Consider the following 16082-nt stretch of genomic DNA (forward strand, 5'->3'; position numbering starts at 1 on the left):
GTCCGGTTCACTCGTACCGCAGGCGCAGCGACTCCCGCTCGATCTCCTCGATCTGCTCGACCGTCAGGCCCGGCAGGTTCAGCTGGGCCAGCGTCACCTCGGCGCTGGCGGGCTGCGCGTCGGCGGGCACCCACTCCTCCGGCTGCCACGCATGGGCGCGCATCAGGGATTTGGGGCAGTGGGGGTAGACCTGGTCGACGCTCACGACCAGCGCGGATACCGGCGGCTTGCCGACGGGCGTGAGCTGCGCAAGGAGCTCCGGGCGGGCTGAGACGCAGGCGCGGCCGTTGACACGCAGTGTGGTCGGGCGGCCGGGTATGAGGAAGAGCAGGCCGACCTGTCCGGTCCGCAGCACGTTGTGCAGGGTGTCGAGTCGCTTGTTGCCGGTCGCGTCCGGTATCACCAGGGTCCGCTCGTCCAGCACGGACACGAAGCCGGGCGGGCCGCCGCGCGGCGTCACGTCCGCCCTGCCCTCGGCGTCGGCGCTGCCGATGAACACCAGGGAGGAGCAGCCGATCAGCGCGCGCGTCTGTTCTGTCAGGTGGTCGATCTCCTTGCGGAGCGCGTTCGCGTTCGGCTGCGCATAGAGCTCGCGCAGCTGATCCGGGCTGGTGAGGGCGTCTGCCCGGAGGGCGTCGAAGAGTGGGCTGGTGGTCTCCGTATCGATCATCATGAGGACGACCCTAGAAGACGGCCCTAGAAGACGACCCCCGGACCTGCATGACAGCGGTGAACCAGCGACGCGGGAGGTCTCGCCGCATGCGCGACGACGTCCTCCGTCGGCCCCACGGGGCCCCCTTGACCCCACAAGGCCATCGCGGTTCCATGCATGTGGTCCTCCAGCGGGGAACTGGGGGAGAGGCTGTGTCCTAACTGGGGGGAATATGCGGGGAAACACGAACCGGAGCGCCATCAGACGGGTGCGGGCCGCCCTGGGCGTGGCGGTCGCGGTCTGCGCGGTCACGGCGGTGCTGCCGGGAGTCGCCTCGGCAGAGACCATGGCCTCGGCGGGCGGGGAGGACGCCCGTGGTGCCGGTGTCGAGAGGATCAGTGTCGCGGCCGACGGCACCCAGGCCGACGACAAGTCCGCCGGTGCCTCGATCACACCTGACGGCCGCCACGTCGTCTTCTCGTCGTCGGCGAACAACCTCATACCTGACGGCACGGAGGCGGGCGACAGGGTGTACGTCCGCGACCAGCAGACGCGGCACATCAAGCGGATGGGGGCCCTGACTCCGCTCCAGCCCCCGGCGATCAGCGGTGACGGGGCGTACATCGCCTATCCGGTGCAGTGGGTGCGCAACGTGCGGATCCGCCAGTATCAGGTGAGTACGGGAGCGACGGCCTCCGTCAACTGCTCGTCTCACAGCTGCAACCAGCCGTCGCTGAGCGCGGACGGCCGCTACACCGCCCATGCCACCCTCTTCAACCCGCCGCTGACCGGCCAGCGCGTCGAGGTCCAGGACTGGAACACCGGCGCCAAGCAGATCGTCGCCGACCTCGGCCACACCCAGTCGTCCAGGCCGTCCATCAGCGGCGACGGCCGCTATGTCGCCTACCAGGACGGCAAGGCGGAGGACGTCTTCGTGTGGGACCGGACCAGCGGCACCGCCTCCGGCCCGATCGAGGGCCCTGCCAAGGCGGCCGCACTCGTCCAGCTCAGCGACGACGGCAGCAAGGCCGTCTACCTCTCGGGCTCCGACACCTACGTCCACGACGTCAGCTCCGGCGACGCCCAACTGGTGCCGGACGTAAAGGGCGTGGCCATCGACCCCACCGGCCGCTATCTGCTGTACACGCCGAACGACACGAGCGGCCCGTCGCTCGTCCTGCGCGACCTCCAGACGGGCGCCGACGAGACCGTCTCCGACCAGCCCGCCACGGCCGGGGTCGACTCGGTCAGCGCGGGCGGGCGCGACGTGGTCTTCCAGTCCACGGCCGACGACATCGTCCCCGGCGACACCAACGGCAAGCCCGATGTGTTCGCCCGCCACTTCCTCTGACCGCCCCAGCACCCGCAACGGAGCAGGCGTACTGCCCACCGATCGTGGATCGCACTTCCGGTCCGGGAAAGCCGGGTCAGTGTGGGGTGATGGGATGGCACGTTCTGTACGACCGCGGCGGGTTCCGCGGTCGCTGCTAGCCTGCCGTTCATGCTCAAGGGCAGCCTGGCGGGCCGAATACGCCGGATGGCGGGGGTCAGCGGGCCGGAGCGCGCGCTGATCGCCGCCAGCTTCGTGAACAGGGTGGGCAACGGTCTGTTCAATGCGGCGTCGGCGCTGTATTTCACCCTCATCGTGGGCCTGCCTGCGGGGCAGGTCGGCGCCGCGCTCACCATCGCCGGAGTGATCGGCCTGTGCGCGAGGGTGCCCGGAGGGCATCTCGCCGACCGGCGCGGGGCGCGGATGATCATGATGCTGGCCCTCGCGGTCCAGGCGATGTCGATGGCGGCCCTCGTCCTCGTCGAGAGCTGGGCCGCGCTCACGATCGTCGCGACGGTCGACCAGATCGCCGCGGCGGTCGGCGGGGCGGCCTGGGGCGCTCTGGTGGTCCGGGTCGGGGATGAGCACCCGGCCCTGTTCCGGGCGAAGTTGCGCACCTTCGTCAATCTGGGCGTCATCCTCGGAACGGTGGGTGCCGGGCTGGCGCTGGCCGTGAACACCCGTGGCGCCTATGTCGCGCTGATCCTCGGCAACGCGGCGAGCTTCGCCCTGTGCGCGGTCCTTCTGCTCCTGCTGCCCCGCTATCCGGTGCTGGCGGCACCGCCGCGGCAGCGTCGCTGGCTCGCCTTCGCGGACCGCCCGTTCCTGACGTTCACCGTCCTCTACGGGGCCATGGGACTGCAGTATCCGGTGGTCTCCCTGCTCCTGCCGATCTGGATCTCCGAACACGCCGATACGCCGCGCTGGACGGTGGCCGCGCTGTTCGCCGTCAACGCCGCCTTCTGCGTACTGACGCAGACCAAGATCGGCTCCCGTATCGAAACCCCGCACGACGGCGGCAGGGCCTTCCGCGCCGCGGGGCTGCTCTTCCTCGTCAGCTGCCCGATGATGGCGCTGGCGGCGCACACCCCCGTCTGGGCGGCAGCGGGACTGCTCCTGGCAGCGATCTTCGTCCACAGCCTGGCAGAGGTCTGGGAGTCCTCGGCGGCCTTCGCCCTGGGCTTCGGTCTCGCTCCCGACCACGCCCAGGGCCAGTACCAAGGTCTCCTCGGCCTCGGCTTCAGCGCGGGCCAGGCTCTCGCGCCCGCGCTCCTCACCACGGTCGTGCTCGGCCTCGGCACAGTGGGCTGGCTGCTGCTGGCGGGGTTCTTCGCGGCGCTGGGCGCCGCGGGCCCGGCTCTCGCCCGCTGGGGCGTGCGGACCCGGCCGCAGCCGGGCGTCGCCGCGGAAGTGACGGGATGACCAAGGCCGTGAGGCAACCGACACGGATGCCGGAGCGCTCTACCTCTTCGCGTCGCACGATCGATGGGAGAGCACGGAAATGAGCCCACAGGGAGAAAAGGGACATGGACGGCGGTACGCGGCCGCGGCCGCCGTCGTGACCGCGGGAATGCTGGCCGTCTCGGCGTGCGGGACCGACAGCACACCGCGGCCAGCAGACAGACGTGCCTCCAACTCGCCTGCGCCACACGGCGAGAAGGCCCCTGGCCACGAGCGGGACTACGCCGCTGGTTACGAGGCGGGCCGTAAGGTCTACGACGAGGGAGGCAAGGGCGCGGCGGTACGGGAAGTCGTACATGGTGGTTGTGCACGCCGGGCCCTGGAGACCGACGCCCGCGCTGACGGGGACCGCGGATCCTGGGTGAAGGGCTGCCAGGATGGGGTGACGGGCGCGCCGAAGGAACCTCCGGCTCACCCGATGAGCAAGCGGGAAGGAAACCCCGCCCTTCTCAAGGACTTTCGCGCGTGGGCGCGCGGCGAGGGGGACGAGGCCCTGGCCCGGCACGCTGACCAACTCTTCACCGTCAAGCTCACCGGGCCTGACTACGACGTCGAAGTGCGCACCGACTACGCCTCGGGGCATCAGGCCAAGAAGTTCGCCAGGACTTTCGTGGACTGGTGGGACGGAGACGACGGCCGCGGCGTCGCGAGGAGCGTCGTCGTTCTCGACGCGCACGACCGGCGCATCGCCACGCAGGCGCTATGAAGGAGCTCGGGTCCCAGGAACTCGGCTGACGCAGGGGCAGGGGCAGCGGTTTGTGATGTACGGCCCACGCGCGGCGGCGTTCAGTCGTTGAGCGCCGCGCGGGCCGCCGGGACGACCTCGTGGGCGAAGCGGAGCAGTTGCCGGTCGTGGTCGGCGTGCGGCCAGTACGCGAAGGCGTTCATGCCGAAGTCCCGCACCAGGCCGACGATTTGGTCGGTCCACTGGGTGGGTGAGCCCTGGAACGGCTCGGCGGACTCGGGGCCGATGATGCCGTTGAGGTTGTAGACCTTGCGGATCGTGGCCGGATCGCGCCCGGCCGACTCGGCTCCGGCGTTCACCCGGGCCACCGCCTCAGGCAGGCGGTCCAGGCCGACGAAGCCGAGCGAGGGCATCCAGCCGTCCGCCAGGGCCCCGGTCATCCGCAGCGTGCGCGGTCCCACCGCGCCCAGCCAGATGCCGAGCCCGGCCGTCGGGGCCGGGCCCGGGTGCACTCCGGCCAGGGTGTAGTGCTGACCGGTGAAGCGCACCGACCGCTGCCCGCTTCACATCAGCCGCACGACGGCGATGGCCTCCTCGAGCGCGTCCGCCGCCGCCTTGGCGCCGCGTCGCGGCCCGCCCATCGCCGCAATGACGTCCCAGAAGGCGCCCGCGCCCAGGCCGAGTTGGAGGCGGCCACCGCCGGTGAGGACGTCCAGGCTGGCGGCGGCCTTGGCGAGCATGGCCGGTGGGCGCAGCGGCAGGTTGGCCACCGTGGGCACGAGGGTGATGCGCTGGGTGCGGGCCGCTAGATGGCTGATGAGGGTCCAGGTGTCGTAGACGGCGAGCCGTTACGGTGGTGTGGGGGGACGCCCGCGGCTTCTATGCGTGCGCCGGTGGTGTGCCGCCGCTCGACCGGCACCGCCCCGGTCTCCGCCGGGAGGCGTTCCTTCCGCGGTGCTGGACACCTGGCCCGGCACCACACGCGCCGGAAGGAGTCGCGGATGAGCATCCCGTACCTGGCCCAGCCCGATCAGCAGCAGAGACTCGAATGGCTGGCCGGTAGCACCTTCACGATCCTGCTGGACTCCGCGGCCACTGACGGGCAGCTCACCGTCGGCCGGTTCGACGTCGCCAAGGGAGAGGCGCCGCCCTTCCACATGCACACCCGTGAGGACGAGGTGTTCATGCTGATCAAAGGGACCGCCCTGCTGTGGGCCGGGGATGAGGAGATGGAGATGCGGGAGGGAGGCATCGTCTACCTGCCCAGGAACATCCCGCACGGCTACCGCATCACCTCCGACACCGCCGACCTGCTGCTCATCGCCACACCCGGCGGACTGGAGGGCATGTTCCGCCAGGCCGGTCGCGATCTGTCCACCCCCAGGCCGGACGACTTCGAAATCTCCAGGGAAGCGCTCGCGGCCGCGGCCGATGCCTACGGACAGGTCGTCATCGGCCCGCCGCGGTGACCTCGTGTCTGGGACGTGCCCGCCGGTGACCGGCGACCGCACGATACGCGCGGCCGCAGACCACATCCGCTGCGGGTGAGGGGTCCGTGGACGGCCAGACGTGCGCGTAACTTCGTACGTCCGGAGGCGCGTCCGGAGGCACGTCCGGAGGTGCGGCCGTCCACGAATCGTCGCCGCTACAGGGTGCGCGCCGCCTTGGCGATGTCCTTGGCGAAGGTGGACACCTCGGTGTACACGCCCGGCTTGCCGGGGCGGGCGCAGCCATCGCCCCAGCTGACGATGCCGACCTGCAGTCGGCGACCCTTGTTGTCGTTGCGGAACATCGGGCCGCCGGAGTCGCCTTGGCAGGTGTCGACGCCGCCGGTCTCGACATAGCCCGCGCAGATCTCCTCCTGGGGGGTGAACCCCCTGGGGTAGGCGGTCTTGCAGGTGGCGTCGGAGACGAACGGCACCTTGGCCTTGCGCAGATGGCGCGGAATCTGGGTCGCGCTCTCACGGGTGGCGCCCCACCCGGCCACGGTGAACACACCCTTGTCGTACTTCTTGTCGGTGGCGATGGGCAGCAGCTCGACCTTGCCCTTCTGTAGCTTCACGGGTTTGGCGAGCTTGAGCAGCGCCCAGTCCTTGCCCTTGCCGATGCCGGCCCAGCCGGGAGCCTGGACGACCTTGGTGGCCTTGATCCTGATGGCCCGCGGGTCCTTGCGGTCGGTGGCGCCCGCGGTGACGGTGACGTTGCGCACCGGTCCGGAGGCCTCGAAACAGTGGGCGGCGGTCAGGACGATGTCCTTCGCGTACAGCGTGCCTCCGCAGCCCATGTTCAGCCACACGATGAAGGGGAACTCGCCCTTCTTGGCCAGCTCGCCACCGACGACCTGCGCCGTCGGGTCAGGCGGCGGATCCGACGCGTCCGTGGCGTGGGCCGAGTACACCGAGAGGCTCAGGGCCGTGAGGCCAGCGGCACTTACTAGGGCGAGCCTTGTGGCGGCGGCGGACGATGTCACTGTTCTGCGCATGGGTGTCCTCCCGTGAGAGCCCGGGTTTGAGAAGGAACCCGGGCAGGCGAGAATCAGATTCGCAGCATCTGTTCACAGCCATACGGGAGTTGAGTCACGCGGCCGTAACGGGGCGGGCGGGCAGCGCCACGCGAAGCGCTGCCGTGGTGCGCCCGGCGCTCTGACGTTGCGTCACCATCCTGTGGCGCAGGGGGCGGCAGCCGGTGAGCGGGGTCCAGGGGGTGCGGTGTCAGTCCTTGCGGCCGACGCCGCACAGCACCGCGACGTCGGTGGTGTGCGGCGAGGTCGGTTCGGGGCGCCATAGTGAGGTGGGAACCACGCCGGGCTCCACGAGGGCCAGGCCGTTGAAGTAGGCGGCGATCTGCTCGGGGCTGCGGTTGGTGTAGGGGTGGGGGCTGCCGCTGTTCTCGTTGTACTGGCGGACGGCCTCGTTGCGTTCCGCGTTGGTGGTCGTGCCGTCGTTGACCGCGAGATAGCTGCCGGAGGGCAGGGCGTCCAGCAGGCGTTTCAGTGCCGCCAGCGCGTCGTCGTAGTCGGGGACGTTGCCCAGGATCCCCAGCATCATCAGGGCGACGGGGCGGCTGAAGTCGAGGGTCTTGGCGGCTCCCGCCAGGATGCGGTCCGAGGCTCGCACATCGGCGTCGATGTAGTCGCAGGCTCCCTCGGGGCGGCTGGTCAGCAGGGCCTGGGCGTGCACGAGTACCAGGGGATCGTTGTCGACGTAGACGATCCGCGACTCCGGTGCCACCCGCTGGGCGACTTCGTGGGTGTTGTCGGCGGTCGGCAGGCCCGTGCCGATGTCGAGGAACTGCCGGATGCCCTCCTCCTCCGCGAGGTAGCGGACGGCCCGCGCCAGGAACGCCCGGGAGTGACGGGCGTCGTCGACGATGCCCGGGAACACCTCCCGCACCTGGTCCGCGGCCGCGCGGTCGACCTCGTAGTTGTCCTTGCCTCCCACCCAGTGGTTCCAGATCCGCGCCGAATGCGGCACCGAGGTGTCGATCTTGGCTAGTGCCCGCTGTGCCGGATCGCCGTCCCTCACGGAGAACACCCCTCTGGCCTGCGTCCAATGGTTCTCACACAACATACTGTCAACCAGCCGGATATGTACGTGAGTTCATGTGCGGATGCGTGTCGGGTCGCGTGGGCCTCGGGGTGGGCCGCCGGTGGCGGAGGAGCGCGGTCACAGCCACCGGACCGTCCGCGTCACCCGCGTCACGACGGCCGCGTAGCCGACGCCGACCACGAGCGAGGTGAACAGGGCGGTGAGGGGGAAGTCCTCCTGGAGGTAGGGGTAGACCTGGTAGTGCGTCAGATAGATGTACAGGGAACTGCTCGCCAGGACGCCCGCGAGCGTGTTGAGCGGGCCGAGGCTGGGCAGGGCCGGTACCCAGATCAGCAGCCCGAACCCGACGATCACGAGGGTCGTGCGCAGGGGCTGGTCCTCGAAGAGGCCGGGCACGGTGAGCAGTAGCACCGCCGTCAGCAGCGCACGGTGCCGCACGGTGCCGGCCCGCGCGGCCGCCCACCCGAGTGTGAACAGCCAGAAGACCACCGCGGGGTCCAGGTGCGGATGGACGGACGCCGGGCCCAGCAGGTCGTAGCGGCCGACCAGGGCGACGGCCGTGAGCGCCAGCGGCACGCCGAACGCGTACCGCCGCTCAAGGCGGTCCAGGAGCGGCACGGCCATGAGGGCGGCGAGGGCGACGAGGAAGTAGACCAGGGCCTCCACGAACCAGTAGGCCCACTCGAACCGTTCGGTGCCCTGGTCGAGCAGGCTGTTGAGCAGCACGGCGTTGGCCGGGTCGTAGAAGTCGGTCAGGAGCACCGCGCCGGTGATCCACACCATGCTCGGGACCGCGATGCGGGCGATGCTGCGCCACAGGTGGCGTACGCGCTCGTGGCGTGCGGCGTCGGTGAGCTGGAAGCGGGCGAAGTTGTAGCCCGCGACACCAATGAGGATGTGGGCGAAGCCCCTGATGCTGAAGACCTGGACGTGCGTGCCGACGATCAGGACGATCCCGACGGCGCGCAGGGCGATGCCGGTCTCCAGCGTGCGGCGCGTCCGCCAGGACGCCGGAGCCGTCCAGGAGCGCGGCGCCTTCGGGAGCCCTCGGGCCGCGGACCTGGGCCCTCGCGGCTCCGGACGGCCATGTCCTTGGGGCCCGCGCGCCCCCGTGGAGCGCAGTTCGCGGATCGTCCTCGTGTGCCAGTCGGCGGGCAGCTGGCCGAGGGTCTCCTCAAGGCGCAGGGAGATCTCGACGTAGCACAGTGAGTCCCCGCCCAGGCTGACGAAGCTGCTGTCCTCGGTGACGTCGGCGCGGTCGAGGACCTCCGCGTAGAGGCGGCGGAGGCTCTCGCCGGGATCGGGGGCCCGTGGCGCGGGGCGCGTCAGTCGCCGTACGGCCTCGTAGTCGGGCTTGCCGGTGGCCAGGCGGGGGAGTCGGTCGAGGACCTGGACCCGTACGGCGCGTGGCGGCAGCCCGCACCCCGCCACTATCAGTTGGCGGATCCGCCTCCGCTCGCCGGTGCTCGCGAGCGCGGCCACCGCGAGGGCCTCGCCGTCCCCTACGCAGTACGCGGTGACGTCGTGCTCCGCCAGCAGGGACTCGACGCGCTGAGGGTCGATCCGCAGTCCGAGGATCTTCACGAAGCGGCCGCGGCGGCCCACGATCTCGTACAGGCCGTCGGCCGCGCGCCGGGCGAGGTCACCGGTGTGCAGTTCCTGCACGGTCCGGCCGAGGGCGAGGTCGGCCGGGCTCCGGGCGTATCCGAGCATCACGTTCGGCCCCGTGTAGACCAGTTCCCCGACGTCCGGGCCGTGGCCGTCGACCGGCCTGAGGCGGAAGGAGCCGCCGGGTATCGGCACCCCGACGGCCTCCGGGCGCTCGGCGGCGAGCCGCGGCGGGAGGTAGGCCATGCGGGCCGTGGCCTCGGTCTGGCCGTACATCACGAACAGCTGCCAGCCCGAGCGGCGCCCCAACGCGGCGTAACGGGCGACGCGTTCCGGCGCGAGGCGGCCCCCGGCCTGGGTGACGCGGCGCAGGTGCGGCAGGGCCATGTCCGCGAAGCCGACCTGGTCGAGCAGGTCGAAGGTGTACGGCACTCCCGCCAGCGAGGTGCCGCGGGCGGCGCGGAACTCCTCCCAGAAGGCCGCCTCGGACACCGACCGCTCAGTGAGCAAAAGACCGGCTCCGCACAGCAGATGGCTGTGGAGGACGGACAGGCCGTAGCAGTAGTGCATGGGCAGTGTGGTGGCCGCCCGGTCGGAGTCGCAGATGCCGAGGTAGGCGGCGATGGACTCGGCGTTGGCCTGGAGGTTCTCGTGGGAGAGCCGCACCAGCTTGGGCGAGCCGGTGGAGCCGGAGGTGCTCAGGAGCAGGGCGAGGTCCGGGTGGAGGGTGTGGGCGCTGGTGCGGTGCCGCTCGTCGAAGGTCCACGCCCCGCGGGCATCCGGGCGGGCCACGACGTCGGGGGAGTAGGCCTGGGTCAGCGAACGGATCGTGCTCTCGCTGTCGCCGGGGACGAGCAGTACGGGGTGACCGGCGGACAGGGCGGCCAAGTGCGTGACGATCGCGTCGGCCCGGTTGGCTCCGGCGAGGAGCACCAACCGGCGTACGGGGCCGAGGAGTTCGACGGTAGCGGCGACCCGCTCGGCCAGCTCGCGGTACGGGAGTTGCCCTTGCGGCGTGATGAGAGCGACGCGGTCGCCGTATGCCGCGATTCGGCGCGCGAACGGCACGCCGTTGGGCGGCAGCGGGGGCACTGGGGGCGGTAGGGGCGGGGCGGGGAGCGACTGGGAGGCGTGACGCATGGGGCGCGCCCTTTCTGCGGCAACGTCCGCATTAGCACAGACCCTTGACGGTTAGGTAAGTGTTACCTAATTTATGGCATGGTCGCAATTGAGCCACAGCGCAGCCACAGGATCGCTTCCCCCTCGCTTCCTCGTCGCGGTTCACCGACATCACCGGCGGCGTGAAGGCGAGCCTCGCAGGAAGGCACACGCCATGCGACGCTCCCCGGTTCGACGGATGACTGTGCTGGTCGCAGCCGGTCTGCTGCTCACCCCTCTCGCGGCGTGCGGCGCTGACGGCGAGGACGGTGGTGGCGGTGACGGCTCATCTCTCGTCATCTACTCCGGTCGCAACGAGAAGCTGATCCAGCCACTTCTGGACAAGTTGGAGCAGGCCATCGGCGCCGATGTGGAGGTGCGGTACGGCGACAGCGCCGAACTCGCCGCCCAGATCCTGGAGGAGGGCGGCCGCACCAAGGCCGGCCTCTTCTTCTCCCAGGACGCCGGAGCGCTGGGCGCCCTGTCCAAGGAGGGCAGGCTGCGGAAGCTGACACCGGCCACCCTCGACAAGGTCGACGAGGCCTACCGGGGCTCCGGCGGCGACTGGGTCGGCCTGTCGGGACGCGTCCGCGTCCTCGCGTACAACCCGGACCAGGTCAGCGAGGACGACGTCCCCACCAGCGTCTTCGACGTCGTCGAGCCCCAGTGGAAGGGCAAGGTCGGCTTCGCGCCCACCAACGCCTCCTTCCAGGCCTTCGTCACCGGGATGCGGGTGCTGAAGGGCGACGAGGTCACGCGCGAATGGCTGCGGGACCTGAAGGGGAACGGCGCCAAGGCGTACGCGCACAACCTCGCCACCCTGGACGCCGTCGAGTCCGGTGAGGTCTCCCTCGGCCTGGTCAACCACTACTACTGGTACGAGCGTGTCGCCGAGCGGGGTCAGGGCAAGGTCGGCTCCAAGCTGCGCTTCCTGCCCGGCAAGGACCCCGGCGCGCTGATCAACGTCGCTGGCGCGGGCATCCTCAAGGACAGCGGGCAGGGCGAGACCGCGCGGAAGGCCGTGGACTACCTCCTCTCGAAGGAGGCGCAGACCTATTTCGCGGACGAGACCAAGGAGTACCCGCTCGCTGCGGGCGTCACCAGCACCGTGAAGGGCCTGCCCCCGTTCGCGTCGCTGCAGTCTCCCGACATCGACCTCGGCGAACTGGACTCCCTCCAGGAGACGTTGGCCATGCTTCAGGACGTCGGACTGGTCTGACCGCCGTGCGCACCTCGCCCTCCACTGCGCGCGCGCCGGGCAGGACGCGTGCATCGCGCAGGACGCGTACGCCGCGCGGGCCGTGTATGTCGCGCGGGCCTCGTACGCCCCGAAGGCCGCGTACGGAACGAAGGCCGCGTACGTCCCACCCGAGGCCACCCCTGATCCTGCTCGTCCCCGCCTGCGCGGCCGTCCTCATCGCGCTGCTGCCCCTCGGCTACCTCGCCGTCCGCGCCCTGGAACGCGGCCCGGCCTTCGCCTGGGACGTCGTGGCCGACGAACGCACCCTGGACCTCCTCGGCCGCAGCCTCTGCCTGAGCGCCGTGGTCGTGGCGGGCTGCCTGGTCCTCGGCGTGTCCCTGGCCTGGCTGACCGTGCGCACCGCCTTGCCCGGAGCCCGCGCCTGGTCGGTCATCGCCGCGCTGCCGCTGGCCGTGCCCAGCTACGTCGCCGCGTTCGCCTGGCTGTCGGCCGAGCCGGGCCTCGCCGGGTTCGGCGGCGCCGCGCTCGCCCTGACGCTGGTCAGTTACCCGTACGTCTACCTGCCGGTCGCCGCCGCGCTGCGGGGCGTCGACCCGGCGCAGGAGGAGGCCGCGCGCTCCCTCGGGCACGGGCCGCTGCGGACGTTCGTCAGGGTCACGCTCCCGCAGCTACGGCCCGCGGCCGCGGGCGGGGCACTGCTCGTCGCGCTGTACGTGCTCTCCGACTTCGGCGCCGTGTCCCTGATGCGGTACGACACCTTCACCCGGGCCATCCACACCTCCTACCGCGCCTCCTTTGACCGGACACCGGCCGCCGCCCTCAGTGTGGTGCTCGTCGTGATGACGATCGCGCTGGTGGCCGCCGAGGCCCGCACGCGCGGACGCGCCGGACACGCCAGGACCGGCACGGGCGCCGCCCGCCCGGCGGTCCCGGTCGCCCTCGGCCGCTGGCGGCCGCTCGCCCTGCTGTGGTGCTCGGCGGTCGCGGCCGCCGCCACCGCCTTCCCGCTGTGCACGCTCGGGTACTGGCTGGCCGTCGGCACCTCGGCCACCTGGGACCTCGACGGGCTCATGGCGACAGCCTGGACGGCGCTCGGAGTCGCGGCGGCGGGCGCGGGCCTCACCACGGCCCTCGCCCTGCCGATCGGCGTCATCGCCGCCCGCCACCGGGGACGCGGCGCCCGGCTGCTTGAGCAGGCGGCGTACGCGGGGCACGCCCTGCCCGGCATCACCGTCGCGCTCTCCCTGGTGTTCTTCGCCGTCCGCTACGCCTACCCGCTCTACCAGGAACTCCCGCTGCTGGTCTGTGCCTACGCCGTGCTGTTCCTGCCCGTCGCGGTGGCCGCCACGCGCGCGGCCGCGCTCCAGGCACCGCCCGTCCTGGAAGACGTGGCCCGCTCGCTGGGGCGACGACCCTGGCAGGTCCTGCGCGAGATCACCGTGCCCCTGGCCGCGCCCGGCGTGGCCGCGGGGGCCGCGCTCACCTTCGTGGTCTGCATGAAGGAGCTGCCCGCCACCCTGCTCCTGCGCCCCACCGGCATGGACACCCTCGCCACCCGGCTGTGGACCGAGACCGGTGCCGGATCCTTCGCGGCCGCCGCCCCCTACGCCGCCGCACTGATCCTGCTGGCCGCCGTCCCCTCGTACCTCCTAGGCAGGCACCGGACATGAACGGACTGCGCGTCGACGGCCTCACCAAGTCCTACGGAACGGGGGAGCCGGTCCTGCGCGGGCTCGACCTCGCCGTCCCCGCGGGCGCGCTGGCGGCCGTGCTCGGCCCCTCCGGCTGCGGCAAGACCACCGCGCTGCGGGTCGTCGCCGGATTCCTGCGCGCCGACGCGGGCACCGTCGGGCTCGGCGACCGGATCCTGGCGAGGCCCGGTGTCCACCTCCCGCCGGAGCGGCGCCACATCGGCATCGTCCCCCAAGAGGGCGCGCTCTTCCCGCACCTGCGCGTGGCCCGCAACGTCGCCTTCGGGCTGACGGGAGTCGACAGAGCCGAACGCCGCCGCCGCACCGAGGAGATGCTGGATCTTGTCGGCCTCGCCGGATACGGCAGCCGCATGCCGCACGAGCTGTCCGGCGGCCAGCAGCAGCGCGTCGCCCTGGCCCGCGCGCTCGCCCCACGCCCCCAACTCGTCCTGCTCGACGAGCCGTTCAACGCCCTGGACAGCGCACTGCGGGCGGGAGTGCGCTCCGACGTGCGGGCGGCGCTGCGGGCCACCGGCGCCACGGCCGTCCTCGTCACCCACGACCAGCAAGAGGCCCTGTCCACGGCCGACCTCGTCGCCGTCGTACGCGACGGCCGGGTCGCCCAGTGCGACACCCCGCAGGACCTCTACCAACACCCCGCCGACCCCTGGACCGCGGCGTTCGTCGGCGACGCCGTCCTGCTCCCCGCCACGGTCCTCGACGGCACGGCCCTCACCGCCCTGGGCACCGTACCCCTCACCGCCACCCCGCCCGACGTCCGCGGCACCGGCACGCTGGTGCTCCGCCCGGAACAACTCCTCTTGACCGCCCCGGACTCCGAGGGCTCGGTCAGAGGCACGGTGACCGACGTCGCGTACTACGGCCATGACGCGATGGTCACGGTCGCCGTCCGGGGCCATGACACGCCGGTCGACATCCGGATCGCGGGTTCCGTGCCTCTGCGCCCTGGGGAGGAGACGGGCGTGCGCGTGATGGGCACAGCCAGCCTCCACCCGTGATCATGGCGATCGCCTGGCCCGGGTTCGAACCCCAAAGGGGCCGTGGTGGCCGCAGGCGAGGAGCGGTCCGCGAGGAATCCGTCCAAGCCCGTCGGCCACTGGCTGACTCCATCGCGGCAGTCGTCGAACAAGGGCCCATGCCCGGCTTCGCTATGCCACAGCGTTCACCCGGCACCGGCCGCGAAGAGCCCGAGCGCCTCCGCGAGGCCGTAGTCGTCGGCGAAGAACCAGGCCTCGGTGACCTTCCCGTTCGCCAGGCGCCAGATGCCCAGTTCCAGTACGGCGACGCGGCGGGCCGTGGCCTCGATGCCGAACAGGGGGCCGGTGTGGGTGCCTTGGAGCGTCCAGATCGCCCAGACGCGGTCACCCTTGGCGATGATGTCCTCGATCCGGTCCACGCGGTCGGCGAAGGAGGCCGCGGTGTAGCCGGTGCCGGGGGCGAAGCCGCCACGGGAGGCCAAGTGGGCCATGCCATGGCGGTGGACGCGGCAATCCGGCGCGAGGAACGCGCCGCGGCCTTCGACGCCCGCGTGCCGCAGGGCGAGGATCGTCTCCAGGTTGCGTCGCTCCTCGGGGGTGTGGGGCAGCGGGGGTCTGGGGCCGACGAGGGATGGGAGGGATGGGATGGTGGCGGCCGGGTCAGAGGAGGACCTGTCGGACGGGTTGGATGGTGGCTGGGGCATGGGTCGGCTACCTTCCCGTCGCGTAGAAGCCGGACACGTCGATGGGCTTGTCGGCAAGGCCGTACTCGCGCATGGCCGCGGCCACGCGTGATACCAACGGCCGTACTGTGGCGGGGTCTTGTTTCTCTAGGTAGCGGTTGATGACGACCTCCGCCGCCACGTCCGCGTCCGTGCCGGTGAAGCCCGGCAGGAGCGCGCGTACCTCTTCGGGGTGGTCGTTGGCGTACCGCGTGGCTCGTTCCATCGCCTTGCGGAATCCGGTGATCTCCTTGGGGTGGGCCTTGGCGAAGGCGGACGTGACGAGGTAGCCGCCCACCGGCGAGCCCTTCAGCGTGCCGCTCTCGGTGTCGAAGACGGAGCGGGCGCCGAGTTCGCGCACCATCTGGGTGCGGAACGGGTCGCTGGTGCACGTCGCCGCGACCTCACCGGAGGACAGGACGTTGGCGTGCTCGGGCGGTGACACCGGTGTGAACGCGATGGCGTCGGTGGGCAGGCCCCGCGCCTTGAGCGCCGAGCGGATGTTGAGGATGCAGATCGTCGTCGGCGCGAGGACCGCGACCTTGCGGCCCTTGAGGTCGGCGAGGCCCCGGGCGCGCGAGCCCTTCTCGACCAGGACCTGCAGGCTGCCCCGGCGCGCGAGGTCGGTGATCGCGACCAGCTTGATGTCGATGCCTTTGCCGTACGCGGTGAGCTGGCCGACCGTGTTCGCCCAGGCCATGTCCACCTGACCGCCGACGACCGCCTCGACCGTGCTGCCGGAGCCGAGGTCCGCCTCGGGCTTGACGGTCAGGCCCTCGCGCTTGAAGTAGCCCTTGTCGCGGGCGATGTGGAGCGGGACGTTGCTGACGTTCGTGGGGTAGGTGACACGGATGACGGTCCGCCCTTCGGCGTCCTTGGCGGCCTTCGCCGGGGCGCCGGACCCGCCGCACGCGGCGAGCAGCGCGAGCGCCGACGCGGCGGCGGCGCCGGAGAGGAGAGGTGCGGTACGGAGGGTGCGCGGGGGCATGACGATCCCTTCGGAGGAGGGGGCGGCTGTGGGCGCGCGG

Annotated in this window: 13 protein-coding genes and 1 pseudogene; 7 read left to right on the top strand and 7 right to left on the bottom strand. The window is 71.5% G+C overall.

From position 1 onward, the window contains the following. Window positions 1-7: 7 nt before the first annotated feature. Window positions 8-673: a pyridoxamine 5'-phosphate oxidase family protein gene (locus tag AC07A4_RS17835; RefSeq protein ID WP_478599264.1), complete on the bottom strand. Its 666-nt coding sequence runs from the start codon at window positions 671-673 to the stop codon at window positions 8-10. 211 nt (window positions 674-884) lie between these two features. Here AC07A4_RS17835 and AC07A4_RS17840 point away from each other — a divergent pair, with 211 nt between their 5' ends. The 3 genes from AC07A4_RS17840 (at window position 885) to AC07A4_RS17850 (ending at window position 4149) form a co-directional block, all read left to right on the top strand. Then, a complete protein-coding gene (locus AC07A4_RS17840; RefSeq protein WP_478599267.1) occupies window positions 885-2003 on the top strand; it encodes a hypothetical protein in 1119 nt (372 codons plus the stop codon). 150 nt (window positions 2004-2153) lie between these two features. After that, window positions 2154-3404, top strand: a complete 1251-nt coding sequence (locus AC07A4_RS17845; protein ID WP_478599270.1) for an MFS transporter — start codon at window positions 2154-2156, stop codon at window positions 3402-3404. A 457-nt stretch (window positions 3405-3861) separates the two neighbouring features. Then, window positions 3862-4149 (top strand): hypothetical protein, encoded by a 288-nt coding sequence (locus AC07A4_RS17850; RefSeq protein ID WP_478599273.1) that lies wholly within the window; start codon window positions 3862-3864, stop codon window positions 4147-4149. 80 nt (window positions 4150-4229) lie between these two features. Here the strand turns inward: AC07A4_RS17850 and AC07A4_RS17855 are convergent. Further along, window positions 4230-4952, bottom strand: a pseudogene (locus AC07A4_RS17855) (LLM class flavin-dependent oxidoreductase); the annotation flags it as partial. 177 nt (window positions 4953-5129) lie between these two features. Between AC07A4_RS17855 and AC07A4_RS17860 the strand changes: the two are divergent. Then, a complete protein-coding gene (locus AC07A4_RS17860) occupies window positions 5130-5597 on the top strand; it encodes a cupin domain-containing protein (protein ID WP_478599275.1) in 468 nt (155 codons plus the stop codon). Window positions 5598-5773: 176 nt separating this feature from the next. Here AC07A4_RS17860 and AC07A4_RS17865 read toward each other — a convergent pair whose 3' ends face one another. The 3 genes from AC07A4_RS17865 to AC07A4_RS17875 all read right to left on the bottom strand — a co-directional run bounded on the left by AC07A4_RS17865 (window position 5774) and on the right by AC07A4_RS17875 (window position 10424). Then, on the bottom strand, window positions 5774-6610 hold the full coding sequence (locus AC07A4_RS17865) for a S1 family peptidase (protein ID WP_478599278.1): 837 nt from the start codon (window positions 6608-6610) through the stop codon (window positions 5774-5776). A 229-nt stretch (window positions 6611-6839) separates the two neighbouring features. Then, complete coding sequence (locus AC07A4_RS17870; protein ID WP_478599281.1) at window positions 6840-7652, bottom strand: SAM-dependent methyltransferase; 813 nt, start codon at window positions 7650-7652, stop codon at window positions 6840-6842. A 141-nt stretch (window positions 7653-7793) separates the two neighbouring features. Continuing rightward, the gene (locus AC07A4_RS17875; RefSeq protein WP_478599284.1) at window positions 7794-10424 is read right to left on the bottom strand and encodes an AMP-binding protein; all 2631 of its coding nucleotides are present in this window, start codon (window positions 10422-10424) and stop codon (window positions 7794-7796) included. Between the two features lie 217 nt (window positions 10425-10641). On the opposite strand from AC07A4_RS17875, the gene AC07A4_RS17880 reads away from it, so the two are divergent. From AC07A4_RS17880 to AC07A4_RS17890, 3 genes are all read left to right on the top strand, one after another. Further along, window positions 10642-11661: an iron ABC transporter substrate-binding protein gene (locus tag AC07A4_RS17880; protein WP_478599286.1), complete on the top strand. Its 1020-nt coding sequence runs from the start codon at window positions 10642-10644 to the stop codon at window positions 11659-11661. A gap of 86 nt (window positions 11662-11747) precedes the next feature. Further along, window positions 11748-13313: an ABC transporter permease gene (locus AC07A4_RS17885; protein ID WP_478599289.1), complete on the top strand. Its 1566-nt coding sequence runs from the start codon at window positions 11748-11750 to the stop codon at window positions 13311-13313. After that, window positions 13310-14353: an ABC transporter ATP-binding protein gene (locus tag AC07A4_RS17890; RefSeq protein WP_478599292.1), complete on the top strand. Its 1044-nt coding sequence runs from the start codon at window positions 13310-13312 to the stop codon at window positions 14351-14353. The genes AC07A4_RS17885 and AC07A4_RS17890 overlap by 4 nt, the downstream gene beginning before the upstream one ends. Window positions 14354-14517: 164 nt before the next feature. Here the strand turns inward: AC07A4_RS17890 and AC07A4_RS17895 are convergent, their stop codons facing one another. Then, on the bottom strand, window positions 14518-15036 hold the full coding sequence (locus tag AC07A4_RS17895) for an ester cyclase (RefSeq protein WP_478599294.1): 519 nt from the start codon (window positions 15034-15036) through the stop codon (window positions 14518-14520). A gap of 7 nt (window positions 15037-15043) precedes the next feature. Then, the gene (locus AC07A4_RS17900; RefSeq protein WP_478599298.1) at window positions 15044-16042 is read right to left on the bottom strand and encodes an ABC transporter substrate-binding protein; all 999 of its coding nucleotides are present in this window, start codon (window positions 16040-16042) and stop codon (window positions 15044-15046) included. Window positions 16043-16082: the final 40 nt, after the last annotated feature.

The sequence above is a fragment of the Streptomyces sp. NPDC043996 genome, assembly GCF_056435225.1.

What these genes read in the sequence shown, in the direction of transcription:
- AC07A4_RS17835 (WP_478599264.1), bottom strand. Translation starts at nt 673, where the DNA reads ATGATGATCGATACGGAGACCACCAGCCCACTCTTCGACGCCCTCCGG.
- AC07A4_RS17840 (WP_478599267.1), top strand. Translation starts at nt 885, where the DNA reads ATGCGGGGAAACACGAACCGGAGCGCCATCAGACGGGTGCGGGCCGCC.
- AC07A4_RS17845 (WP_478599270.1), top strand. Translation starts at nt 2,154, where the DNA reads ATGCTCAAGGGCAGCCTGGCGGGCCGAATACGCCGGATGGCGGGGGTC.
- AC07A4_RS17850 (WP_478599273.1), top strand. Translation starts at nt 3,862, where the DNA reads ATGAGCAAGCGGGAAGGAAACCCCGCCCTTCTCAAGGACTTTCGCGCG.
- AC07A4_RS17860 (WP_478599275.1), top strand. Translation starts at nt 5,130, where the DNA reads ATGAGCATCCCGTACCTGGCCCAGCCCGATCAGCAGCAGAGACTCGAA.
- AC07A4_RS17865 (WP_478599278.1), bottom strand. Translation starts at nt 6,610, where the DNA reads ATGCGCAGAACAGTGACATCGTCCGCCGCCGCCACAAGGCTCGCCCTA.
- AC07A4_RS17875 (WP_478599284.1), bottom strand. Translation starts at nt 10,424, where the DNA reads ATGCGTCACGCCTCCCAGTCGCTCCCCGCCCCGCCCCTACCGCCCCCA.
- AC07A4_RS17880 (WP_478599286.1), top strand. Translation starts at nt 10,642, where the DNA reads ATGACTGTGCTGGTCGCAGCCGGTCTGCTGCTCACCCCTCTCGCGGCG.
- AC07A4_RS17885 (WP_478599289.1), top strand. Translation starts at nt 11,748, where the DNA reads ATGTCGCGCGGGCCTCGTACGCCCCGAAGGCCGCGTACGGAACGAAGG.
- AC07A4_RS17890 (WP_478599292.1), top strand. Translation starts at nt 13,310, where the DNA reads ATGAACGGACTGCGCGTCGACGGCCTCACCAAGTCCTACGGAACGGGG.
- AC07A4_RS17895 (WP_478599294.1), bottom strand. Translation starts at nt 15,036, where the DNA reads ATGCCCCAGCCACCATCCAACCCGTCCGACAGGTCCTCCTCTGACCCG.
- AC07A4_RS17900 (WP_478599298.1), bottom strand. Translation starts at nt 16,042, where the DNA reads ATGCCCCCGCGCACCCTCCGTACCGCACCTCTCCTCTCCGGCGCCGCC.